This is a genomic window from Citrobacter sp. Cpo037, assembly GCF_030332945.1.
Lineage (GTDB): Bacteria > Pseudomonadota > Gammaproteobacteria > Enterobacterales > Enterobacteriaceae > Citrobacter > Citrobacter portucalensis.
The window spans coordinates 73430-98484 of the sequence record NZ_JAOWGW010000040.1 but is presented as its reverse complement, the minus strand read 5'-3'; the positions used below and the strand labels follow the sequence as shown (position 1 = coordinate 98484).

Annotated in this window: 20 protein-coding genes; 14 read left to right on the top strand and 6 right to left on the bottom strand. The window is 53.0% G+C overall.

Annotated features, from left to right (window positions below):
• Window positions 1–11: 11 nt before the first annotated feature.
• From OGX94_RS04045 to yhhY, 3 genes are all read right to left on the bottom strand, one after another.
• Window positions 12–1226: a PfkB family carbohydrate kinase gene (locus tag OGX94_RS04045; RefSeq protein ID WP_003827600.1), complete on the bottom strand. Its 1215-nt coding sequence runs from the start codon at window positions 1224–1226 to the stop codon at window positions 12–14.
• A gap of 320 nt (window positions 1227–1546) precedes the next feature.
• A complete protein-coding gene (locus tag OGX94_RS04040; protein ID WP_257662209.1) occupies window positions 1547–2431 on the bottom strand; it encodes a hypothetical protein in 885 nt (294 codons plus the stop codon).
• Window positions 2432–2477: 46 nt separating this feature from the next.
• Complete coding sequence (yhhY, locus tag OGX94_RS04035) at window positions 2478–2966, bottom strand: N-acetyltransferase (protein ID WP_003827604.1); 489 nt, start codon at window positions 2964–2966, stop codon at window positions 2478–2480.
• Window positions 2967–3393: 427 nt separating this feature from the next.
• On the opposite strand from yhhY, the gene OGX94_RS04030 reads away from it, so the two are divergent.
• The 5 genes from OGX94_RS04030 (at window position 3394) to gntU (ending at window position 8480) form a co-directional block, all read left to right on the top strand.
• A complete protein-coding gene (locus OGX94_RS04030) occupies window positions 3394–4431 on the top strand; it encodes an oxidoreductase (protein ID WP_126956395.1) in 1038 nt (345 codons plus the stop codon).
• A gap of 123 nt (window positions 4432–4554) precedes the next feature.
• The gene (gene yhhW / locus OGX94_RS04025) at window positions 4555–5250 is read left to right on the top strand and encodes a quercetin 2,3-dioxygenase (RefSeq protein WP_003023472.1); all 696 of its coding nucleotides are present in this window, start codon (window positions 4555–4557) and stop codon (window positions 5248–5250) included.
• A 222-nt stretch (window positions 5251–5472) separates the two neighbouring features.
• Complete coding sequence (gene gntR / locus OGX94_RS04020; RefSeq protein WP_008786351.1) at window positions 5473–6468, top strand: gluconate operon transcriptional repressor GntR; 996 nt, start codon at window positions 5473–5475, stop codon at window positions 6466–6468.
• A 141-nt stretch (window positions 6469–6609) separates the two neighbouring features.
• Entirely contained in the window at window positions 6610–7140 is a 531-nt protein-coding gene (gene gntK / locus OGX94_RS04015; protein WP_003023475.1) for a gluconokinase, read from the top strand.
• Window positions 7140–8480, top strand: coding sequence for a gluconate transporter (gene gntU / locus OGX94_RS04010; protein WP_003827609.1), 1341 nt, complete (start codon window positions 7140–7142; stop codon window positions 8478–8480). The genes gntK and gntU overlap by 1 nt, the downstream gene beginning before the upstream one ends.
• A gap of 95 nt (window positions 8481–8575) precedes the next feature.
• Here gntU and OGX94_RS04005 read toward each other — a convergent pair whose 3' ends face one another.
• Window positions 8576–9022, bottom strand: coding sequence for a hypothetical protein (locus OGX94_RS04005; protein WP_149335481.1), 447 nt, complete (start codon window positions 9020–9022; stop codon window positions 8576–8578).
• 454 nt (window positions 9023–9476) lie between these two features.
• A complete protein-coding gene (yhgN, locus tag OGX94_RS04000; RefSeq protein ID WP_003023480.1) occupies window positions 9477–10070 on the bottom strand; it encodes an NAAT family transporter YhgN in 594 nt (197 codons plus the stop codon).
• A gap of 190 nt (window positions 10071–10260) precedes the next feature.
• On the opposite strand from yhgN, the gene asd reads away from it, so the two are divergent.
• The 6 genes from asd (at window position 10261) to glgP (ending at window position 21010) form a co-directional block, all read left to right on the top strand.
• Window positions 10261–11367: an aspartate-semialdehyde dehydrogenase gene (gene asd / locus OGX94_RS03995; RefSeq protein ID WP_003827614.1), complete on the top strand. Its 1107-nt coding sequence runs from the start codon at window positions 10261–10263 to the stop codon at window positions 11365–11367.
• Window positions 11368–11640: 273 nt separating this feature from the next.
• Window positions 11641–13824: a 1,4-alpha-glucan branching enzyme gene (gene glgB / locus OGX94_RS03990; RefSeq protein ID WP_003827616.1), complete on the top strand. Its 2184-nt coding sequence runs from the start codon at window positions 11641–11643 to the stop codon at window positions 13822–13824.
• Window positions 13824–15800 carry a glycogen debranching protein GlgX gene (glgX, locus tag OGX94_RS03985; protein WP_286568757.1) on the top strand — a complete coding sequence of 659 codons (1977 nt, stop codon included), beginning with the start codon at window positions 13824–13826 and terminating at the stop codon, window positions 15798–15800. Before glgB ends, glgX begins: the two co-directional genes overlap by 1 nt.
• A 14-nt stretch (window positions 15801–15814) precedes the next feature.
• Entirely contained in the window at window positions 15815–17110 is a 1296-nt protein-coding gene (glgC, locus tag OGX94_RS03980; RefSeq protein ID WP_003827621.1) for a glucose-1-phosphate adenylyltransferase, read from the top strand.
• The gene (gene glgA, locus OGX94_RS03975; RefSeq protein WP_191222068.1) at window positions 17110–18543 is read left to right on the top strand and encodes a glycogen synthase GlgA; all 1434 of its coding nucleotides are present in this window, start codon (window positions 17110–17112) and stop codon (window positions 18541–18543) included. The genes glgC and glgA overlap by 1 nt, the downstream gene beginning before the upstream one ends.
• Window positions 18544–18562: 19 nt before the next feature.
• Window positions 18563–21010: a glycogen phosphorylase gene (gene glgP / locus OGX94_RS03970; RefSeq protein WP_003827624.1), complete on the top strand. Its 2448-nt coding sequence runs from the start codon at window positions 18563–18565 to the stop codon at window positions 21008–21010.
• Window positions 21011–21152: 142 nt separating this feature from the next.
• On the opposite strand, the gene glpD is transcribed toward glgP, so the two are convergent.
• Window positions 21153–22661, bottom strand: coding sequence for a glycerol-3-phosphate dehydrogenase (gene glpD, locus OGX94_RS03965; protein ID WP_286568756.1), 1509 nt, complete (start codon window positions 22659–22661; stop codon window positions 21153–21155).
• A gap of 198 nt (window positions 22662–22859) precedes the next feature.
• Here glpD and glpE point away from each other — a divergent pair, with 198 nt between their 5' ends.
• The 3 genes from glpE (at window position 22860) to OGX94_RS03950 (ending at window position 25041) form a co-directional block, all read left to right on the top strand.
• Complete coding sequence (gene glpE / locus OGX94_RS03960) at window positions 22860–23186, top strand: thiosulfate sulfurtransferase GlpE (RefSeq protein ID WP_003827629.1); 327 nt, start codon at window positions 22860–22862, stop codon at window positions 23184–23186.
• A gap of 170 nt (window positions 23187–23356) precedes the next feature.
• Window positions 23357–24187, top strand: a complete 831-nt coding sequence (gene glpG, locus OGX94_RS03955; protein WP_286568755.1) for a rhomboid family intramembrane serine protease GlpG — start codon at window positions 23357–23359, stop codon at window positions 24185–24187.
• 95 nt (window positions 24188–24282) lie between these two features.
• A complete protein-coding gene (locus tag OGX94_RS03950) occupies window positions 24283–25041 on the top strand; it encodes a DeoR/GlpR family transcriptional regulator (RefSeq protein ID WP_003023499.1) in 759 nt (252 codons plus the stop codon).
• The last annotated feature ends 14 nt before the right edge of the window (window positions 25042–25055 follow it).

Here is a 25055-nt window from a genome sequence, read left to right as displayed (position 1 = left end):
TGCTCCTTGATTTAGTGAGTAGAGATAGTTTGTTTGTAATGTGAGCCCTGAATGCGATGAAGAACGGATTCGTTTTCTGGCATGTCAGAGGCATTGGGTGTTTCAACAGCAAGCGAGGCGAATGCGCTCGCGTAGCACAATGCAGATGCCAGTGATTTTCCTTTAGCAAGGCCAGACGCGAGTGCGCCATTGAAGGCATCGCCAGCGCCAGCCGTATTTTTTACAACGGCCGGAAATGCCGGAGAATAGATGAATTGCGTTCCGTCATAAGCGAGAGAACCTTTGCTACCCAATGTGATAATGGTATTTTTGACACCTTTTTGATGAATAATCTTTGCTGCACATTTGGCTGATTCAATATCGTTGACGGACATGTTTGCCAGCAGACCAGCTTCGGTTTCATTTGGCGTGATATAATCGATGTCATCAATGATGGTATTAACCATTTCATTATATGGCGCTGGGTTAATAATGACCGGGATATCATTTTTCTGTGCGAGACGAATGGTTTGTTGAAGTGCCTCGTAATTTGTCTCCAGTTGTACGAGAACAATATCTGAATGAACGATGGCTTCTTTTTGTATGGTGATTTCATCAGGTGAAATTGTCATGTTAGCACCTGGATAGATAGCGATGACGTTATCCCCGGTATCTCCATTCACCATAATAGTCGCTGTACCTGTCTGTGTTTCTTTGGTCTGATAGATAACGCTTTTATGGATTTTTGATGAGTTTATAAAATTAATGGCGTAATCACTGAAATGGTCTGACCCTACTTTAGTAATAAAATGCACATCAGAATCGGCATAGCTTGCCGCTAATGCCTGATTGCATCCTTTACCACCGGGCGAAAAAATAAATTTATCGGCAAGCAATGATTCGCCTGTCGAGGGTAGCCTCGGTAGGTAACTGATAATATCAACATTGAACGAGCCAATAACACATACATTATTCTTCATGGCAGAGAGACCTTTTTTTATTTTCTGCGCTGATTCATATTTTTCCAGCACATAAGCAATTTCGTTTTTTGCAACGTTATCAAGAGAGTCAAGGGTAATAAATGCACCACCATGACAGCGAGTGAGATATCCCTGCCCGGCAAGTTCATTGAGATCTGAGCGAATAGTTTCCTTTGTTACCTTGAGACTTTTCGCCAGATTTGAAACTTTTACAACTCCCGAAATACTGATTTCTTTCAATATTCTATGATGGCGTTCAAATTTCATTTTTTACCTCACCGTGGTTAAGTTAGTCCCAGGGGAAGTATATTGTTGTGATTGTCACCATAAAGTGATGGCAGAAACCAAAAAAAAAACAAAAATGTAATATTAATATTATTAAAGTTACGAAAAATAGCGATGAAGATAAAAAGCTGAATAACCATATAATTCAGGTGGTTGTTAAGCCGGAACATGGGGGAAGGCGATAGGCTGTAATCAACAACTCTATGCCAGGACTGGATGGCGCTTCCGTTCTTGAATTTTTCGGTGGGATATAAAATAGATTGGCCTACAGCGTTCTGAACGATGTAGGCCTGACCGGTAGGTTATGGCGCATATCGCTGCAGTGATTCGGACCAGCGGAATATTTGGCTGCTTTTATCCTGTAGGCTAACGCGCTCTAAGTCATAAAATCCGTGCGTCTTTGCCGAGCGCATTTTGAGAATGTACTTACTTTCGCTGATGTCGTGCTGCCTTGTGCCGTCTTTATTCCAGTCTCCAGCAATGTCCGAATAGTAATAAACAAGGTCAGAAAACACGTTGATTATCTTGCTGTCTTTGATGGTGTAGAGTTCCAGCACTTCATAAAATGCGCCGCCGCCGGAATACGCATCAGAGTATCCACCCCGCACCCCGAATGCCAGGGTATCGGGTGCTATCCGGTACGGTGCCAGATCCAGCTTTGTATAATAAGCCAGCGGTCTGACGGACTCATCATCGCTCTCTTTTTCAGCGGCTTTATTCCACTCTGAGAGCTGGTTTAACGGTTTTTCCGAGCGTGCAATCGGCGTTAGCTGTGGATTCTGCCAGGAAAAAACGCCGAGATATAATTTATTAGCGCGCCCGTTGCTGTAGTTTTCCGGGCAGGTGTTATCCGCGTATTTTTTTGCTTGCTCGGCGTCAGCCTTATTATCGGCAAAACAAGCAATGCCAATATATTTACCGTCTTTTCCCCAAGATTTAGCACCGGTCAGGATTAGGTTGTCAGGATCTTCATTCGGTGCAACCCATGCAATCCACTGCTTTTCAGATAAGCCCTGAGGAAGCTCACCAAATCCTTTCGCGGGTGTTGCTCCTGCCATTTGCTCAGCAAAAATCTGTTTACCTTCCGGATGTTGGATGGCACTGGGTACAGAATCGAGATTTTGTACGGTAGTGGCAAAAGCAGGGGAGAGCGAGGCCAGCAACACCAGGGGAAGAAACTTTTTCACTATTGCGTCCTTTCAATAAGCAGGGCGATATGACTCGCCCTTAAATTTATTTCACGCGCGCCATAAAGTAGGCATCAACATACTCACCGTTGCGCAGGCCGTATTTCTTACCGGTGCCTTCGATTTCAAAGCCGTACTTCTTATAGACTGCTACAGCAGGCTCATTATCAACAAATACCGTCAGCTCAATGCGCTCGACGCGCAGCCAGTTGTCGCACATGTCGATCATCGTACGAATCAGCGCGCTGGCAACGCCACGATTGTGCCACCTGGCATCCACGCAGATACCAAAATCGGCCACGTGGCTGCGGCGCGGACGCTGCGCGACCTCAATACAAAGATGCCCCACGACGATACCGTCAATGCAGGCAACCAGTTGTTTGACACCGGCTTGCTCGGTTAGCCGTGCTTGCCACATTTCGAGGGAAGGATGAGGAACCTGTAGCGTGTTGTGGTACACCTCCGGCTGGGCGTGGATCTGACGAATTGCGTCGTAATCTTTCGGTTCAGCGTGGCGTATCACTATCTCACTCATTCCTTATCTCCTGCAGGGTTAATTGTGCATTTACACTCGCTGAGAAAGAAAAATCCGTCAACTGCATTTTTTTGCAAAAAGAAGTAGACAAGTGCGAATGAGAATGATTATTATTGCTCTGCGTTCAGGGGAACCCCTACGGAGAACCTGAAAGCACGACATTGCTCACATTGCTTCCAGTATTACTTTAGCCAGCTTTTGCTGGCTTTTTTTTTGGGTTTTGTTTCAGCCTGGCTTACTTGTCATTTTGTCCCCGGGGTGGGGCGACTGATGCCGGATGGCGCTTGCGCTTATCCGGCCTACAGCTGAGACCTGGGTTTTGTAGGCCGGATAAGGCAACGCCGCATCCGGCATGATGACAGGATGGATTCAGTCTCCAGCCGCTTTGCGCTATGGTGTAGACAATCATCTTCAAAAGGATCGTCTCATGACCTTACACTGCGCATTTATTGGTTTTGGTAAAAGCACCACCCGCTACCATTTGCCGTACGTCCTCAACCGCAAAAATAGCTGGCACGTCGCGCATATTTTCCGCCGCAACGCCAGGCCGGAAGAGCAGGCGCCGCAGTATTCACATATTCACTTCACCAGCGATCTCGACGAGATCTTAAACGATCCGCAGGTGAAGCTGGTGATCGTCTGTACCCATGCTGACAGCCATTTTGAATACGCCAAACGCGCGCTGGAAGCGGGTAAAAATGTGCTGGTTGAGAAACCCTTCACCCCAACGCTTGCGCAAGCAAAAGAGTTGTTTGAGCTAGCGCAAAGCAAAGGGCTGACCGTTACGCCGTATCAGAATCGTCGTTTTGACTCCTGTTTCCTCACCGCTAAAAAAGCGATTGAGAGCGGCAAGCTCGGCAAGATTGTTGAGGTTGAAAGCCATTTCGATTACTACCGTCCTGAAGCAGAAACCAAGCCGGGACTGCCGCAGGACGGCGCGTTTTATGGTCTGGGCGTACACACCATGGATCAGATTATCTCGCTGTTCGGACGTCCCGATCATGTGGCCTACGACATCCGCAGCCTGCGCAACAAAGCGAACCCGGACGATACCTTTGAAGCGCAGCTGTTTTACGGCGACCTGAAAGCCATTGTTAAAACCAGCCATCTGGTGAAAATCGACTATCCGAAGTTTATCGTGCATGGCACCAAAGGCTCGTTTGTGAAGTACGGTATCGACCAGCAGGAAACCAGCCTGAAGGCTAATATCATGCCGGGTGAGCCAGGTTTCGCTGCCGATGATTCCATTGGAATGCTGGAATATGTCAACGATGACGGCATCACGGTGAAAGAAGAGGTGAAGCCGGAAGTGGGGGACTACGGTCGCGTCTATGATTCGCTGTACCAGACGCTGACCGCCGGTACGCCTAATTACGTCAAGGAATCTGAAGTTCTTACCAACCTGGAGATCCTCGAACGCGCCTTTGAACAGGCAACGCCTGCCACGATAACCCTCGCCAAATAGCCTGCACAGACTCCTCTGGTCTTGTTCATATTTTTTGAACAGAGGAGTCAATTTTCACCCTCTATGATTCCAGACGGATTGAGTCCACACTTACTCCATCGAAAACATCTGGGGGTGAACACAATGATCTACTTACGCAAAGCTAACGACCGTGGCCACGCTAATCATGGCTGGCTTGATTCATGGCATACCTTCTCTTTTGCCAACTACTATGACCCGAACTTTATGGGGTTCTCGGCACTGCGCGTGATTAACGATGACGTGATCGATGCAGGTCAGGGATTTGGTACTCACCCCCATAAAGACATGGAAATCCTGACCTACGTGCTGGAAGGCGCGGTAGAGCATCAGGACAGCATGGGCAATAAAGAGCAGGTTCCGGCCGGTGAGTTTCAGATTATGAGCGCCGGGACGGGGATCCGTCACTCGGAGTACAACCCGAGCAATACTGAGAAGCTGCATCTGTATCAGATCTGGATCATGCCGCAGGAGAACGGTATTACTCCGCGTTATGAACAGCGTCGTTTCGATGCCGCTCAGGGTAAACAACTGGTGCTGTCGCCGGATGCTCGTGATGGTTCACTGAAAGTGTACCAGGATATGGAGCTGTACCGTTGGGCGCTGGTCAAAGATGAGCAGTCAGTGCATCAAATTGCTGCTGAACGCCGCGTCTGGATCCAGGTGGTAAAAGGTAACGTGACGATTAACGGGACTAAAGCGACCACCAGCGACGGTCTGGCAATCTGGGATGAACAGGCAATTTCTATTCATGCCGACAGCGACAGTGAAGTGTTACTGTTTGACCTGCCGCCAGTATAAAAATACACGTCATCCTTCAAGCCGCATCTGTGTTGGCTTTCCTCGCTCACCCCGGTCGCGTACTTAATGTACGCTCCCGGGGATTCACTGCGTCGCCGCCTTGATGCAACTCGAATGATTTTGTGTATTTATCACAATAAAAACTCCTTTTTTTCTCTGCAAAGGTTCACGCACGTCCGTGGTAAACTGGGAGAATCTATCCCTTTTTAACGCTTCAGGACGATGAAAAAGAAAAGACCCGTACTTCAGGATGTAGCCGACCGCGTGGGCGTGACCAAAATGACGGTCAGTCGCTTTTTGCGTAATCCGGAGCAGGTCTCCGTGGCGCTGCGGGGCAAAATTGCCGCTGCACTTGATGAGCTGGGTTATATTCCCAATCGCGCTCCTGATATCCTTTCTAACGCCACCAGCCGCGCTATCGGCGTGCTGTTACCGTCTCTCACTAACCAGGTTTTTGCTGAAGTGCTACGCGGCATTGAGGCCGTCACCGACGCCCATGGTTATCAAACCATGCTCGCGCACTACGGCTATAAGCCTGAGATGGAACAAGAGCGCCTGGAATCGATGCTGTCGTGGAATATCGATGGCCTGATCCTCACCGAACGTAGCCATACGCCCCGTACGCTGAAAATGATTGAGGTTGCTGGTATCCCGGTGGTTGAATTGATGGACAGCCAGTCTCCGTGTCTGGATATCGCCGTCGGTTTCGACAACTTCGAAGCCGCGCGTCAGATGACTGCCGCTATTATCGCCCGCGGGCACCGTCATGTAGCCTATCTTGGCGCTCGTCTTGATGAACGTACTATCATCAAACAGAGAGGCTACGAGCAGGCAATGCGCGATGCCAACCTGGTGCCGTACAGCGTGATGGTGGAACAGTCTTCTTCCTACTCCTCCGGTATTGAACTCATCCGTCAGGCGCGGCGCGAATACCCGCAGCTCGACGGCGTTTTCTGTACCAACGATGACCTGGCGGTAGGGGCGGCCTTCGAATGCCAGCGTTTAGGGCTGAAAATCCCGGATGACATGGCGATTGCCGGATTCCACGGTCACGACATCGGGCAGGTGATGGAGCCGCGTCTGGCGAGTGTGCTCACGCCGCGTGAACGGATGGGAAGCATTGGTGCAGAACGCCTGCTGGCGCGCATTCGTGGTGAAGCAGTCACGCCTAAAATGTTAGATTTAGGTTTCACCTTGTCACCGGGCGGATCTATTTAAGCCAACAACTTTGAAGTAGCTCACACTTATACACTTCGAGCACGAATGGATATTGCTTCTCTATTTATCCGGCTGGACAATGTTACCGATAACAGTTACCCGTAACAATTTCCTGATTCTTGTACCAGTGGGGGCAACGCTTTGAGCACGACTAATCATGATCACCACGTTTACGTTCTGATGGGCGTATCGGGCAGCGGTAAATCTGCTGTCGCCAGCGAAGTGGCGCATCAACTGCAGGCCGCGTTTCTTGATGGCGATTTTCTCCATCCGCGCAGCAACATCATGAAAATGGCTTCCGGTGAGCCACTCAACGATGACGACCGTAAACCGTGGCTACAGGCGCTGAATGACGCCGCTTTTGCGATGCAGCGTACCAACAAGGTTTCGCTGATCGTCTGTTCTGCCTTGAAAAAAGTCTACCGCGACCAGTTGCGCGACGGTAACCCGAACCTCTCTTTCATTTATCTGAAAGGGGATTTTGACGTTATCGAAAGCCGTCTGAAGGCGCGTAAAGGCCACTTCTTCAAAACACAGATGCTGGTTACCCAGTTTGAAGCGCTGGAAGAACCGGGTGCGAATGAAAACGATGTACTGGTGGTCGATATCGATCAACCACTGGACGGTGTGGTCGCCAGCACCATTGAGGTTATTAACCAAGGCAGTAAGTAGTGAGCACATTAACGCTTGTTTTAACAGCAGTAGGGTCCGTTTTATTACTGCTGTTTTTAGTGATGAAGGCGCGTATGCACGCCTTCGTTGCTTTGATGGTGGTATCCATTGGTGCAGGTCTCTTTTCCGGTATGCCGCTCGATAAAATCGCGGCGACCATGGAAAAAGGGATGGGAGGCACGCTCGGTTTCCTGGCGATTGTGGTGGCGCTGGGGGCGATGTTCGGCAAGATTTTGCATGAGACCGGCGCGGTCGATCAGATTGCCGTCAAAATGCTGAAATCCTTCGGTCACAGCCGCGCACATTACGCGATTGGCCTGGCCGGTCTGATTTGCGCGCTGCCGCTGTTCTTTGAGGTGGCGATTGTGCTACTGATTAGCGTAGCGTTTTCAATGGCACGCCATACCGGTACTAACCTGGTTAAGTTGGTCATTCCGCTGTTTGCGGGCGTGGCGGCTGCCGCAGCGTTCCTGCTGCCGGGGCCTGCGCCGATGCTGCTGGCCTCTCAGATGCACGCCGACTTTGGCTGGATGATCCTGATTGGCCTGTGCGCCGCGATTCCGGGCATGATTATCGCCGGGCCGCTGTGGGGTAATTTCATCAGCCGTTACGTTGAGCTGCACGTACCGGAAGACATTACCGAGCCGCATCTGGGCGAAGGCAAAATGCCCTCCTTTGGCTTCAGCTTATCGCTTATCCTGCTGCCGCTGGTGCTGGTTGGTCTGAAAACCATCGCCGCACGCTTTGTTCCGGTCGGTTCTTCAACCTACGAATGGTTCGAGTTTATCGGTCATCCGTTTACCGCGATTCTGGTTGCCTGTCTGGTGGCGATTTATGGTCTGGCGGTGCGCCAGGGCATGCCAAAAGACCGCGTGATGGAGATCTGCGGCCATGCGCTGCAGCCAGCGGGGATTATTCTGCTGGTGATTGGCGCGGGCGGCGTGTTCAAACAGGTGCTGGTAGATTCCGGTGTTGGTCCTGCACTGGGCGAAGCGTTAACCGGTATGGGCTTGCCGATCGCTATCACCTGCTTCGTGCTGGCGGCGGCGGTGCGTATCATTCAGGGGTCCGCGACAGTGGCCTGCTTAACGGCGGTCGGTCTGGTGATGCCAGTGATTGAGCAACTGAACTACTCCGGTGCTCAGATGGCGGCGCTGTCTATCTGTATCGCGGGCGGCTCTATCGTGGTCAGCCATGTTAACGACGCTGGTTTCTGGTTGTTCGGTAAATTTACCGGCGCGACTGAAGCGCAAACGCTGAAGACCTGGACGATGATGGAAACCATCCTCGGTACGGTTGGCGCGATTGTCGGTATGATTGCTTTCCAGCTGTTGAGCTGATGGAATTGCCCGGTGGCGCTTGCGCTTACCGGGCCTGGAAACGAGCACATATCGACACCGTAGGCCGGGTAAGGCGAAGCCGCCACCCGGCTTTTTTACAGCACCATCACCCCATCCTCGGTTTTCAACCAACGCGGCGCTTTTAGCGTATCGGCGAAATAGCCCACTAAATCCTGCAGTAAATCACCCGCCACGCGTTCCATCTCGTCAGACAGCGTTTTACTCATCAGTAAATGCGTCAAAAGCTGGCAGTAACGCCCCATCTGATCTGGTTCGGGTTCAAAGAGGGGAGAGCGGGTCGGTAAGGTTTCTACCGTCAGGCTGGCCTGTAGATGCTGCGGTACAGGCTCCGTTAAGGTTGGTTGCAATAGTGCCAGACAGGCCGACAGGCGCGCGCACATCGCCAGTTTTTCAACCGGGTCATGACATTCAACAAGCCCTTCGACAAAACGCTCACAGTTATCCGCCAACTCGGTGAAGTCCGTGGCATGGCTAAAGGGCAGGGTAAATAAAGAGTGTGAAAAGAGAGGGGTCGTTGCCATAGGGCAGCCTCCGATGAGTGAAATTTACCACCACCGAAGGGACCAACCTTTTGGTGGCGGGCTGAACGGAGTTGGTCCTACCGGCCTCATTGGATACCGGTGCGTCTTGTGACGCCACCGTCGAGCCCACCATTGAGGTGTAGCTGGTCGCACGACAAAAGTGAATTTTATCGCGAATGAGGTAATCAGGGGACCAATCCTGGCACCTGATTTTGCAGGTGCAGCGAGAAGATAATGCTTATCCGTGATGCTGACAAGAGGGCATTCCGGAAGGCGCTTCGCAGAAATGAAAATACGATTTTTCAGAGAGTTAAATGATTGAGGTGTTTCTCATAAACACATTCACGGCGCTGATTGCCCGGTGGCGCTTGCGCTTACCGGGCCTACAAACGAGCATATATCAACACCGTAGGCCGGGTAAGGCGAAGCCGCCACCCGGCGTAAAGTGAGTGCGTTACCCCTTCATCCACATCCGAACGCCGTCGAGGAACATCTGGGTTGCCATCATCACCAGAATCAGCCCCATCAGGCGCTCCAGCGCGTTAACCCCTTTCTCTCCCAGCAGGCGTAAAAATAGCGAAGACTGCAGCAAAATCACGAATGTGCCGCCCCAGGCGATCAGCAGCGCAATCACCAGGTGCCCCATCTGGTTTGGATACTGATGCGACAACAACATTAATGAGGCCAGGATTGTCGGCCCGGCAACCAGCGGAATCGCCAGCGGTACGATAAATGGCTCTTCACCAGCCGGAAGCCCGGTGCTATTCCCGGTGGCGCTGGGGAAAATCATCTTAATGGCGATCAGGAACAGAATGATGCCCCCGGAGATCGATACGGTTTCTGCACGCAGGTTAAGAAATGCCAGAATTTTCTCGCCCGCAAACAGGAATATCAGCATCACCAACAGCGCAATAAACAGCTCGCGAATCATAATCGCGCGGCGACGTTTTGGTTCGGTATGTTTCAATACGGACATGAAAATGGGCAGATTTCCGAGCGGATCCATAATCAGGATCAATAAAACTGCCGCTGAAATGATTTCATTCATAACTCAAATTCCCTGATAATTACCGCGGACTTTCTGCTTGCTTGCGCAGCGGGATAAGTCGCATTACTGATGGCTTCGCTATCATTGATTAATTTCACTTGCGACTTTGGCTGCTTTTTGTATGGTGAAGGATAGGCCAGTAGGATACTGGTTAGCATACACAGCACACATCTCTGCAGGAAAAAACGCTATGAAAAATGTTGGTTTTATCGGCTGGCGCGGTATGGTCGGCTCTGTTCTCATGCAACGCATGGTTGAGGAGCGTGACTTCGACGCCATTCGCCCTGTTTTCTTTTCTACTTCCCAGCTTGGGCAGGCGGCACCGACGTTCGGTGGCACCGCGACCGGCACACTTCAGGACGCTTTTGATCTGGATGCGCTGAAGGCGCTCGATATCATCGTGACCTGTCAGGGCGGCGATTATACCAACGAAATCTATCCAAAGCTTCGTGAAAGCGGTTGGCAGGGTTACTGGATTGACGCAGCCTCTTCGCTGCGTATGAAAGACGATGCCATCATTATTCTCGATCCGGTTAACCAGGATGTCATCACCGACGGCCTGAATAAAGGTATTAAGACCTTTGTCGGCGGCAACTGTACCGTTAGCCTGATGCTGATGTCTCTCGGTGGCCTGTTTGCCAATGACCTGGTTGACTGGGTTTCCGTGGCAACCTATCAGGCGGCTTCCGGCGGCGGCGCGCGCCATATGCGTGAGCTGCTGTCTCAGATGGGTCATCTGTATGGCCATGTGGCCGAGGAACTGGCGACCCCTTCCTCTGCTATTCTCGACATCGAACGTAAAGTGACGACCCTGTCCCGCAGCGGCGAACTGCCGGTTGATAACTTTGGCGTACCGCTGGCCGGTAGCCTGATTCCGTGGATCGACAAACAGCTCGATAACGGTCAGAGCCGCGAAGAGTGGAAGGGACAGGCGGAAACCAACAAAATTCTCAACACGTCTTCCGTGATCCCAGTTGATGGTCTGTGCGTGCGCGTCGGCGCGCTGCGCTGCCACAGCCAGGCGTTCACCATTAAACTGAAAAAAGATGTGTCTATTCCGACCGTAGAAGAACTGCTGGCGGCGCACAATCCGTGGGCCAAAGTTGTACCAAACGATCGGGATATCACCATGCGTGAGCTAACCCCGGCGGCCGTCACCGGCACGCTGACCACGCCAGTAGGCCGTCTGCGTAAGCTGAACATGGGACCGGAGTTCCTGTCAGCCTTTACCGTGGGCGACCAGTTGCTGTGGGGTGCTGCGGAGCCATTGCGCCGTATGCTGCGCCAATTGGCGTAATAGTTTGTTAACGATCAAGGGGTGAGGAATCACCCCTTTTTTTGCGTAATACAGGAGTAAGCGCAGATGTTTCATTTTTTACCAGGAGTAAGATAAAGCATTGGCTATTCTTTAAGGGTGACTTAGTACCGGAGGTATTAAGTTGTTGCCTGAAGGTGGGACGACGCAGAGAGGATGCACAATTGTGCTGCGCCGTTCAGGTCAAAAAAAGTGTCACTACCTGATGTCGAAAATCAGTTGGAAGGGGTGACACCATAAAACAGGATGACAACCATGTCCGTTCGTATCGATAGAGACGTGATTAATGCGCTAATTGCAGGCCATTTTGCGGATCCTTTTTCCGTACTCGGTATGCACCAAACTGATGCTGGACTCGAAGTCCGCGCCCTATTACCTGACGCCACCGAAGTGTGGGTGATCGAACCCAAAACCGGACGCAAAGTCGGCAAGCTGGATTGCCTCGACTCTCGCGGTTTTTTCTGTGCAGTACTTCCCCGCCGTAAAAATTTCTTTCGCTATCAGCTGGCCGTTGTCTGGCATGGACAGCAGAATCTGATTGATGACCCTTATCGTTTTGGTCCGCTGATCCAGGATATGGATGCATGGCTGTTATCTGAAGGTACGCATCTGCGACCTTACGAAACGCTGGGTGCGCATGCGGATACCATGGATGGCGTCACCGGTACGCGTTTCTCCGTCTGGGCACCCAACGCCCAGCGTGTTTCGGTGGTTGGTCAGTTCAACTACTGGGATGGCCGTCGCCACCCGATGCGCCTGCGTAAAGAAAGCGGTATCTGGGAGTTGTTTATCCCCGGTGCGCAGCATGGTCAGCTGTATAAATACGAGATGATCGATGCCAACGGTAAGCTGCGGATTAAAGCCGACCCTTACGCGTTTGAAGCGCAAATGCGCCCGGAAACCGCGTCACTTATTTGCGGTCTGCCGGAAAAAGTGGTGCAAAGCGAGGAGCGTAAAAAAGCCAATCAGTTTGATGCGCCGATCTCTATCTATGAAGTACATCTGGGTTCATGGCGTCGTCATACCGATAACAACTTCTGGCTGAGCTACCGCGAGCTGGCGGATCAGTTAGTGCCTTACGCCAAGTGGATGGGCTTTACCCACCTCGAACTGTTGCCGATTAACGAGCATCCGTTCGACGGTAGCTGGGGTTACCAACCCACCGGCATGTATGCGCCGACCCGTCGCTTCGGGACTCGCGATGATTTCCGCTATTTCGTGAATGCCGCGCATCAGGCGGGGCTGAACGTCATTCTCGACTGGGTGCCGGGCCATTTCCCATCGGACGACTTTGGTCTGGCAGAGTTTGATGGCACTAACCTTTATGAGCACAGCGACCCGCGCGAAGGGTATCACCAGGACTGGAACACGCTGATCTACAATTACGGTCGCCGTGAAGTCAGCAACTACCTGGTGGGTAATGCTCTGTACTGGATTGAACGTTTTGGGATCGACGCGTTGCGCGTGGATGCCGTGGCGTCGATGATTTATCGCGACTACAGCCGCAAAGAAGGGGAATGGATCCCAAACGAATTTGGTGGTCGTGAAAACCTTGAAGCCATTGAGTTTTTGCGCAATACCAACCGCATTCTTGGCGAGCAAGTTCCGGGCGCGGTGAGCATGGCGGAAGAGTCCACCGACTTTGCCGGCGTTTCAAGACCACAGGATATGGGCGGTTTAGGGTTCTGGTATAAGTGGAACCTCGGCTGGATGCACGACACGCTGGACTACATGAAGCTGGACCCGATTCATCGTCAGTACCATCACGACAAGCTGACCTTCGGCATGCTGTACAACTACACCGAAAACTTTGTCCTGCCGCTGTCGCATGATGAAGTGGTACACGGTAAAAAATCTATTCTCGATCGCATGCCGGGAGACGCATGGCAGAAGTTTGCCAACCTGCGCGCCTACTACGGCTGGATGTGGGCCTTCCCGGGCAAAAAACTGCTGTTTATGGGCAACGAGTTTGCGCAGGGACGTGAATGGAACCATGACGCCAGCCTCGACTGGCACCTGCTGGAAGGTGGCGATAACTGGCACCACGGCGTACAGCGTCTGGTGCGCGATCTGAACCACACCTACCGTCATCACAAAGCGCTGCACGAGCTCGACTTTGACGCCTATGGCTTTGAGTGGCTGGTGGTAGATGACAATGAACGTTCGGTGCTGGCTTTCGTGCGTCGTGACAAGGTCGGCAATGAAATCATCGTGGTCAGTAACTTTACGCCTGTGCCCCGCCACGGCTATCGCTTCGGTATCAATCAGCCAGGCAAATGGCGTGAGATCCTCAATACCGATTCGATGCATTACCACGGCAGCAATACCGGTAACGGCGGTGCGGTGCACAGCGATGAAATCGCCAGCCATGGTCGTCAGCACTCACTGAGCCTCACGTTACCGCCGTTGGCAACGATTTGGCTGGTCCGGGAGGGGTAATGACGCAACTGGCAACCGGCAACACCACCCCCCATGGTGCAACGTATGACGGCCATGGTGTCAATTTCACACTCTTCTCGGCCCACGCTGAACGCGTTGAATTATGCGTATTCGATGAGCAAGGGTGCGAACTTCGCTATGACCTGCCGGGGCGTAGCGGTGATGTCTGGCATGGCTATCTGGCCAACGCCCGGCCCGGTCTGCGCTATGGCTATCGTGTTCATGGCCCATGGCAACCGCAGCAGGGCCACCGGTTTAATCCGGCCAAGCTGCTGCTTGACCCTTGCGCCCGTCGGGTGGATGGCGAGTTAAAAGATAACCCGCTGCTGCACGGTGGGCTAAATGAACCGGATCATCATGATAATGCCACCATCGCGCTGAAGGGCGTGGTGGTGTCCGATCATTATGACTGGGAGGATGATGCCCCGCCGCGCACGCCGTGGGGCAATACCGTGATTTACGAAGCGCATGTCAAAGGGTTGACGTATTTGCATCCTGAGCTGCCGGAAGAGATTCGCGGAACCTATAAAGCGCTGGGCCATCCAGTGATGATCGATTACTTCAAGCGCCTCGGCATTACCGCGCTGGAGCTGCTGCCGGTGGCGCATTTTGCCAGCGAACCACGGCTTCAGCGGCTGGGGCTGTCGAACTATTGGGGCTACAACCCGGTAGCGATGTTCGCGCTGCATCCGGCCTATGCCTGTTCGCCGGAGAGTGCGCTTGATGAGTTTCGCGACGCGGTAAAAGCGCTGCACAAAGCGGGGATTGAGGTCATTCTCGATATCGTTTTGAACCACAGCGCCGAGCTGGATCTCGAAGGCCCCGTCTTCTCGCTGCGCGGAATTGATAACCGTAGCTATTATTGGATCAGGGACGATGGTGATTACTACAACTGGACCGGTTGTGGGAACACCCTCAATCTGAGCCATCCCGGCGTTGTGGAATACGCATGTGAATGCCTGCGCTACTGGGTTGAAACCTGCCATGTGGATGGTTTTCGTTTTGATTTGGCTTCCGTCATGGGGCGTACACCTGCGTTTCGTCAGGATGCGCCGCTGTTTACCGCGATCCAAAACTGTCCGCAGCTCTCACGCGTTAAGCTGATTGCGGAACCGTGGGATATTGGTGAAGGCGGCTATCAGGTGGGGAATTTCCCTCCGCCGTTTGCCGAGTGGAATGACCATTTCCGCGATGCGACCCGACGCTTCTGGCTCCAGCGTAATCTCTCGTTGGGTGAGTTTGCCGGGCGTTTTGCCGCATCAAGCGACGTGTTTAAACGCAATGGTCGCAAACCCAGCGCGACGGTCAATCTGGTGACTGCGCACGACGGTTTTACGCTACGCGACTGTGTGTGCTTCACAAATAAGCACAATGAAGCGAATGGTGAGGAAAATCGCGACGGCACTAGCAATAACTACAGCGACAATCATGGTAAAGAAGGATTAGGCGGCACGCTGGACCTGATTGAGCGGCGGCGCGACAGCATTCATGCGCTGTTAACCACGCTGTTGCTCTCCCAGGGGACGCCGATGTTGCTGGCGGGCGATGAGCATGGTCATAGCCAGCACGGCAACAATAACGCTTACTGCCAGGATAACGTCCTAACCTGGCTGGACTGGCAGCAGGCAAACAGCGGACTAACCACATTTACCGCAGCCCTGATCCATCTTCGTCAGCAAATTCCTGCATTAACGGGTGATCGCTGGTGGGAAGAGGGCGATGGCAATGTTCGTTGGCTGAATAAGTACGCACAACCCTTAAGTGCGGATGAGTGGCAAAACGGCCCGAGGCAGATGCAAATCCTGCTTTCAGACCGTTTTCTGATTGCAATAAATGCCACGCTTGAGGTGACAGATATCGTTTTACCTGAAGGGGGATGGTGCGCCGTTCCCCCATTTGCCGGAGAGGATAATCCGGTGCTTACGGCTGTCTGGCAGGGACCTGCGCACGGACTGTGTGTGTTCCAGAGAAGATAAAAAAGGAGTTAGTCATGGTGAGTTTAGAGAAGAACGATCGTGTAATGTTGGCGCGCCAGCTGCCATTAAAATCTGTTGCCCTGATCCTGGCCGGTGGCCGCGGTACCCGCTTAAAAGATTTAACCAACAAACGTGCCAAACCTGCTGTGCACTTTGGCGGTAAGTTCCGCATTATCGATTTTGCCTTATCCAACTGTATTAACTCCGGGATCCGCCGTATTGGCGTGATCACTCAGTACCAGTCCCACACGCTGGTGCAGCATATTCAGCGCGGCTGGTCGTTCTTTAGCGAAGAGATGAACGAGTTCGTCGATCTGCTACCTGCCCAGCAGAGAATGCAGGGTGAAAACTGGTATCGCGGCACGGCGGATGCGGTGACCCAAAACCTGGACATCATTCGACGCTATAAAGCGGAATATGTGGTGATCCTCGCGGGCGATCATATCTACAAACAGGACTACTCACGCATGCTGATCGACCACGTCGAGAAAGGCGCGCGTTGCACCGTGGCCTGTATGCCAGTGCCTATTGAAGAGGCCAGCGCGTTTGGCGTGATGGACGTGGACGACACCGATAAAATTATCGAGTTCGTTGAAAAACCCGCCAACCCGCCAGCGATGCCTGGCGACCCGACCAAATCTCTTGCCAGTATGGGGATCTACGTTTTCAACGCCGATTATCTGTATGAATTGCTGGCGGAAGATGACCTTGATGAAAACTCCAGTCACGATTTCGGTAAAGACATTATCCCGAAAATCACCGAAGCTGGCATGGCGTATGCACATCCATTCCCGTTGTCCTGCGTGCAGTCTGACCCGGAATCCGAGCCGTACTGGCGTGACGTGGGTACGCTGGAGGCCTACTGGAAGGCGAACCTCGATCTGGCTTCGGTGACGCCTGAACTGGACATGTACGACCAGGACTGGCCAATCCGTACGCACATGGAATCGCTGCCACCGGCGAAATTTGTTCAGGACCGTTCCGGCAGCCACGGAATGACGCTGAACTCGCTGGTTTCTGGCGGATGCATAATTTCAGGTTCGGTGGTGGTGCAGTCCGTTCTGTTCCCGCGAGTGCGGGTGAATTCATTCTGTAACATTGATTCGGCAGTGTTGTTACCTGAAGTGTGGGTGGGACGTTCGTGCCGCTTACGTCGTTGCATTATCGACCGCGCCTGCGTTATTCCCGAAGGCATGGTGATTGGTGAAAACGCGGAAGAAGATGCGCGTCGTTTCTACCGTTCAGAGGAAGGTATTGTGCTGGTCACGCGTGAAATGCTACGCAAACTGCAGATCAAACAGGAGCGATAATGCAGGTTTTACACGTTTGTTCAGAGATGTTCCCCCTGTTAAAAACCGGGGGACTGGCGGATGTTATTGGGGCGTTACCCGCAGCGCAAATAGCGGACGGCGTGGATGCCCGCGTGCTGCTCCCGGCGTTTCCTGATATTCGTCGCGGCATTCCCGATGCGCAGGTAGTGACGCGTCGGGATACCTTCGCCGGACGTATCACGCTGCTGTTCGGGCATTTCAACGGCGTGGGTATTTACCTGATTGACGCGCCGCATCTCTATGACCGCCCCGGTAGCCCGTATCACGACACTAACCTGTTTGCTTATACCGATAACGTGCAGCGTTTTGCATTGCTGGGCTGGGTTGGCTGTGAAATGGCCTGTGGCCTTGACCCATTCTGGCGCCCGGATGTGGTGCATGCGCACGACTGGCATGCGGGTCTGGCTCCGGCGTATCTGGCGGCGCGCGGCCATCCGGCGAAATCGGTGTTCACCGTCCACAACCTGGCGTATCAAGGCATGTTTTATGCAAAGCATATGGATGACATCCAATTGCCATGGTCGTTCTTTAATGTGCACGGACTGGAGTTTAACGGGCAGATTTCGTTTCTGAAGGCAGGGTTGTACTACGCCGACCACATTACGGCGGTCAGTCCGACCTACGCGCGGGAAATTACCGAGCCGCAGTTTGCCTACGGCATGGAAGGTCTGTTGCAGCAACGTCATCGCGAAGGGCGCCTTTCCGGCGTGCTGAACGGCGTTGATGAAAAAATCTGGAGCCCGGAAACCGATCTCCTGCTGGCATCGCGATATACGCGCGACACGCTGGAGGAGAAGGCAGAAAACAAACGTCAGCTTCAGATAGCGATGGGACTTAAGGTCAACGATAAAGTACCGCTGTTTGCTGTGGTGAGCCGTCTGACCAGTCAAAAAGGGCTGGATCTGGTGCTGGAAGCGCTGCCGGGGTTGTTAGAGCAGGGTGGACAGCTGGCATTGCTAGGCGCGGGCGATCCGGTATTACAGGAAGGATTCCTCGCCGCAGCGGCGGAACATCCAGGACAGGTGGGTGTGCAGATCGGCTATCACGAAGCCTTCTCGCACCGCATCATGGGTGGGGCCGATGTGATATTGGTTCCCAGCCGTTTTGAGCCGTGTGGCTTAACGCAGTTGTATGGACTGAAGTACGGCACGCTGCCGCTGGTGCGGCGCACCGGTGGGCTGGCTGATACAGTCGCTGACAGTTCGCTGGAAAACCTGGCGGACGGTATCGCCAGTGGGTTTGTATTTGAAGATAGTAATGCCTGGTCGCTGTTACGCGCGATCCGGCGTGCTTTCGTATTGTGGTCCCGGCCTTCGCTTTGGCGGTTTGTACAACGTCAGGCCATGACCATGGATTTTAGCTGGCAAGTCGCGGCGAAGTCATACCGTGAGCTTTACTATCGCTTGAAATAGATATCCAGGAATCACCTATATGAATGCTCCATTTACTTATGCATCGCCCACACTCAGCGTAGAGGCACTTAAGCATTCTATTGCCTATAAGCTGATGTTCACGATTGGTAAGGACCCGGTCATTGCCAATAAACATGAGTGGCTGAACGCCACGTTGTTCGCGGTGCGCGACCGTCTCGTGGAGCGCTGGCTGCGTTCTAACCGTGCGCAATTATCTCAGGAAACTCGTCAGGTCTATTACCTGTCTATGGAGTTTCTGATTGGCCGCACGCTTTCCAATGCACTGTTATCGCTGGGCATTTATGACGATGTCAAAAATGCGCTGGAAGGAATGGGGTTGGATCTTGAAGATCTGATCGACGAAGAAAACGACCCGGGTCTTGGCAATGGCGGTCTCGGGCGCCTGGCGGCCTGCTTTCTGGACTCTCTGGCAACGCTGGGATTGCCGGGACGCGGCTACGGTATTCGTTATGACTACGGCATGTTCAAGCAGAACATTGTTGATGGCCGCCAGAAAGAGTCGCCGGACTACTGGCTGGAATACGGTAACCCGTGGGAATTCAAACGCCACAACACGCGCTACAAAGTGCGTTTTGGCGGGCGCATTCAGCAGGAAGGTAAGAAAACGCGCTGGATAGAAACCGAAGAGATCCTCGCGGTCGCCTACGACCAGATTATCCCCGGCTACGACACCGACGCCACCAACACGCTGCGTCTGTGGAATGCCCAGGCCAGTAGCGAGATTAATCTCGGTAAATTTAACCAGGGCGACTACTTTGCGGCGGTGGAAGATAAAAACCACTCCGAGAACGTCTCCCGCGTATTGTACCCGGACGACTCCACCTATTCAGGACGTGAACTGCGGCTGCGCCAGGAGTATTTCCTGGTTTCCTCCACGGTGCAGGACATTCTGAGCCGTCATTACCAGCTGCACAAAACCTACGACAACCTGGCGGATAAAATTGCCATTCACCTCAACGACACCCATCCGGTGCTGTCGATCCCAGAGCTAATGCGTTTGCTGATCGATGAGCATAAGTTCAGCTGGGACGATGCGTTTGAGGTCTGCTGCCAGGTCTTCTCGTATACCAACCACACTTTGATGAGCGAAGCGCTGGAGACCTGGCCTGTCGATATGCTGGGCAAAATTTTGCCGCGCCATCTGCAAATCATCTTTGAAATCAACGACTACTTCCTGAAGACGTTACAGGAACAGTATCCGAACGATACCGCTCTGCTGGGGCGGACGTCGATTATCGATGAATCTAACGGCCGTCGTGTGCGTATGGCATGGCTGGCGGTGGTGGTGAGCCACAAGGTTAACGGCGTTTCCGAGCTGCACTCCAACCTGATGGTGCAGTCACTGTTTGCTGATTTTGCGAAGATTTTCCCGACTCGTTTTTGCAACGTCACCAATGGCGTGACGCCGCGTCGCTGGCTGGCGCTGGCCAACCCGTCGCTCTCTGAAGTGCTGGATGAGAACATTGGCCGCACCTGGCGAACCGATCTCAGCCAGCTCAGTGAGCTTGAGCAGCACTGCGATTACCCGCTGGTAAATCAGGCGGTGCGCCGCGCGAAGCTGGAGAATAAAAAGCGTCTGGCCACGCTTATTGCCCAGCAGCTGAACGTGGTGGTGAACCCGAAATCGCTGTTTGATGTGCAGATAAAGCGTATTCACGAATACAAACGTCAGTTGATGAACGTGCTGCATGTGATTACCCGCTACAACCGCATTAAGGCCGATCCTGACGCTGAGTGGGTACCGCGTGTGAATATCTTCGCAGGTAAAGCGGCTTCTGCTTATTACATGGCGAAACACATCATTCACCTGATCAACGACGTCGCGAAAGTGATCAACAACGATCCGCAAATTGGCGACAAGCTGAAAGTGGTGTTTATCCCCAACTACAGCGTCAGCCTGGCGCAGGTGATTATTCCTGCTGCCGATCTGTCTGAGCAGATTTCTCTGGCCGGGACCGAAGCCTCCGGTACCAGTAATATGAAATTTGCTCTTAACGGCGCGCTGACCATCGGGACGCTGGACGGTGCCAACGTTGAGATGCTGGAGCATGTGGGCGCAGAAAATATCTTTATCTTTGGTAATACGGCGGAAGAGGTCGAGGCTTTACGCAGCCAGGGCTACAAGCCGCGTGAGTATTATGAGAAAGACGAAGAGCTGCACCAGGTGCTGACGCAGATTGGCAGCGGGGTGTTCAGCCCTGAGGAGCCGGGACGCTATCGTGACCTGGTGGATTCGCTGATTAACTTTGGCGACCACTATCAGGTTCTGGCGGATTATCGCAGCTACGTTGATTGCCAGGATAAGGTTGATGAACTGTATCGTCACCCGGAAGAGTGGACCACCAAGTCGATGATTAATATCGCCAACATGGGGTACTTCTCGTCGGACAGGACAATCAAAGAGTACGCCGAAAACATCTGGCATATTGATTCGGTGCGGTTGTAATAAGGGATAGGACTACCTGTAGGCCGGATAAGGCGCTAGCCGCCATCCGGCAAAAGGCCCGATAGCGATGACGCTTACCGGGCCTACAGGGCGCTCGTTGCCGGGGGCGCTTCGCTTGCCCGGCCTACGTTCGTGTACTTGCTTACGACGCCAGCGACAGCTGGTATTTCTCGATATACTCCGCCAGCCACTGGGTCATGCGTGACTGCTGCTCAGCGTTCAGCCACATACCTTCTTTCGTGCGACGCCACAGCGCATCTTCCGCGCGACGAACCCATTCGTGATCGACCAGATATTTCAGCTCGGCCTCATAAAACTCATGGCCAAAGTCTTCACCTAACTCGGCAAGCGAGGTGGCTTCGCCGATGACCCATTCGGTGTTGCTGCCGTAGGTGCGAGAATAATGGCGTGCCAGCGACTCGGTCAGGAACGGGTATCGACGGCGCAGTTTGGCTGCGTAATCTTCGCGATCGCCGCCAATGTCGCCGCCAGGCAGAATGCACTCTTTCGTCCACGCCGGACCAATTCCCTGATAGTACGATGCCAGTTTTTCCATCGCGTGCTCAGCCAGCTTACGATAGGTCGTCAGCTTACCGCCAAAGACCGACAGCAGCGGCGCTTTGCCGTTTTCGTCGTGGATATCCAGCGTGTAATCACGGGTGATCGCCTGCGGTGAGTCAGACTCGTCATCGCACAGCGGACGCACGCCCGAGTAAGTCCAGACGATATCATCACGACCCAGTTGTTTCTTAAAGTGCGCGTTGTAGACCTTCAGCAGGTAATTGATTTCGCTTTCATCAATTTTCACTGCTTTCGGATCGCCTTTGTATTCAACGTCTGTCGTCCCGATGATCGAGAATTCGTCCATCCATGGGATAACAAACACGATACGCTTATCTTCGTTCTGCAGAATATAAGCTTGCTTCTGGGTATGTACGCGCGGCACTACGATGTGGCTGCCTTTAATCAGGCGAATGCCGTACGGCGATGGCAGGTGCATACCGTCGTCGAAGAACTCTTTCACCCACGGACCGGTGGCGTTGACCAGGCCACGCGCCTGCCAGGTGTATTTTTTGCCGGTATCGATATCTTCAGCTTCAACAATCCACAGACCGTTTTCACGGCGAGCAGAAGTGGCGCGAGTGCGGGTTAATACTTCTCCGCCTTTGCGTACGACCATTTGGGCGTTTGCCAAAACCAGTCGCGCATCGTCTACCCAGCAGTCAGAATATTCGAAACCGCGCACAATCTCAGGTTTCATTACGGAATCTGCGCCAAAACGCAAACCGGTAGAACCTGGCAAACTGGTGCGTTTGCCCAGATGATCGTACATAAACAAACCAATGCGGATCATCCACGCCGGACGCAGGTGCGGGCGGTGGGGCAGACGAAAGCGCATCGGGAAGGCGATATGCGGTGCCATTTTCAACAGCACTTCACGTTCGGCCAGCGCTTCGCTTACCAGACGAAATTCGTAGTGTTCCAGGTAGCGCAGGCCACCGTGGATGAGTTTGGAGCTAGCGGAAGAGGTGGCGCAGGCTAAATCCTGCGCTTCCAGCATCAGCACGGATAAACCGCGTCCAGCGGCATCTGCCGCGATACCGGCACCGTTGATGCCTCCACCTATCACAATCAGATCTTTGGTTTCCATGCTGGCCTCTCGCACTTTCGTTATAGCTCATTAATGTTCGTTATCGAGCATAATAGCAAAGAATCACGCCATTGGTAACATCGGATAAACAATTTACAGTGATACATATAACATTATGGCGTTTAACTGCCGTCGGGACGTACACTAAGCAGTAACATGTCCGAAAAGCGTCACCTGCCATATAAAGAAGAGAGAGCAATGGATCAGTTTGAATGTATTAATGTCGAAGAAGCGCATCAGAAGCTGCATCAGGGGAGCGCGGTGTTAGTGGATATCCGTGATCCGCAAAGCTATGCCATGGGTCATGCCCCGCAGGCGTTTCATCTGACGAACGACACGCTGGGGTCATTTATGCGCGAGCATGATTTCGACACCGCCGTGTTGGTGATGTGTTATCACGGCAACAGCAGTAAAGGCGCGGCGCAATATCTTCTTCAGCAGGGCTATGACGCGGTTTACAGCGTTGACGGCGGCTTCGACGCCTGGCATCGACATTTTCCGGCAGAAGTGGCATACGGTTCGTAAGGCTATACCCAAATTAATTCGAGTTGCATCGCGACGGCGACGCAGCGAATCTCCGGGAGCGTACGAACAGTACGTGACCGGAGTGAGCGAGGAAAGCCAACAAAGATGCAGCTCGAAGTAAGAAGGGTATATATACTGTCCTCTTTTGTGTGGATGAAGCGACAGCAACCATGTTGATGATTACCTCTTTTGCTAACCCCCGCGTGGCGCAGGCATTTGTTGATTATATGGCGACACAAGGCGTTATCCTGACGATTCAACAACATCAGCAAACGGATGTCTGGCTGGCGGATGAGTCCCAGGCCGAGCGCGTGCATGCTGAACTGGCGCGATTTCTGGAGAATCCGGGCGATCCGCGCTACCTCGCGGCAAGCTGGCAGTCGGGTCAGACCGACAGCGGTCTGCACTACCAACGTTATCCGTTCCTGGCCACATTGCGCGAACGCGCAGGTCCGGTAACCTGGTTGGTGATGGCCGCGTGTGTGCTGGTGTTTATTGCGATGAACGTGCTGGGCGACCAGGCGGTGATGCTCTGGCTGGCATGGCCGTTTGATCCTTCGCTGAAATTTGAATTCTGGCGTTATTTCACCCACGCTTTTATGCACTTCTCGCTGATGCATATTATGTTCAACCTGTTGTGGTGGTGGTATCTCGGCGGTGCGGTTGAAAAGCGTCTGGGCAGTGGAAAACTGATTGTAATTACCGTGATCAGCGCCCTGTTGAGCGGCTATGTTCAGCAGAAATTTAGCGGCCCGTGGTTTGGTGGACTGTCTGGCGTGGTATATGCGCTGATGGGCTACGTGTGGTTGCGCGGCGAGCGCGATCCGCAAAGCGGTATTTTCCTGCAGCGTGGTTTGATTATCTTTGCTTTGATCTGGATTGTTGCCGGCTGGTTTGATCTATTCGGCATGTCGATGGCGAATGGCGCTCATATCGCCGGATTGGCCGTGGGTCTGGCAATGGCGTTTGCCGATACTATAAATGTACGAAAACGAACTTGACTCAAGTTTTGTGATGCCGGAAGGCGGTGTGCGTTTGGACCAATTTGTAGGCCGGATAAGCGTCAGCGCATCCGGCAAAATTTCAGGGAACCATAATGAAGCAAACACAACGACATGACGCGATCATCGAGCTGGTAAAAAAACAGGGATATGTCAGTACTGAAGAGCTGGTGGAGCATTTCTCCGTCAGCCCGCAGACGATTCGCCGCGATCTTAACGATCTGGCCGATCAGAACATGATTTTGCGCCATCACGGCGGCGCGGCGCTGCCATCCAGCTCGGTCAACACCCCGTGGCATGACCGTAAAGCGACGCAGACTGCGGAAAAAGAGCGCATTGCCCGCAAAGTTGCCACGCAGATCCCGAACGGCTCTACGCTGTTTATTGATATCGGAACCACGCCGGAAGCGGTGGCTCACGCGCTGCTTAATCACAGCAATTTACGTATTGTGACCAACAACCTCAATGTGGCGAACACGCTGATGGCGAAAGAGGATTTCCGCATAATACTCGCCGGTGGTGAACTGCGTAGCCGCGACGGCGGTATTATGGGCGAAGCGACCCTCGACTTTATTTCTCAGTTCCGTCTGGACTTCGGCATCTTAGGGATCAGCGGCATCGACAGCGACGGTTCCCTGCTGGAGTTTGATTATCACGAAGTTCGCACCAAGCGCGCGATCATTGAGAATTCACGGCATGTGATGCTGGTGGTGGACCACTCGAAGTTTGGGCGTAACGCGATGGTGAATATGGGCAGCATCAGCATGGTGGATGCGGTGTATACCGACACGCTGCCGCCTGCTGGTGTGATGCAGGTGATTGCTGACCATCATATCCAGTTAGAGCTGTGCTAAGGTAATCCCAGGCC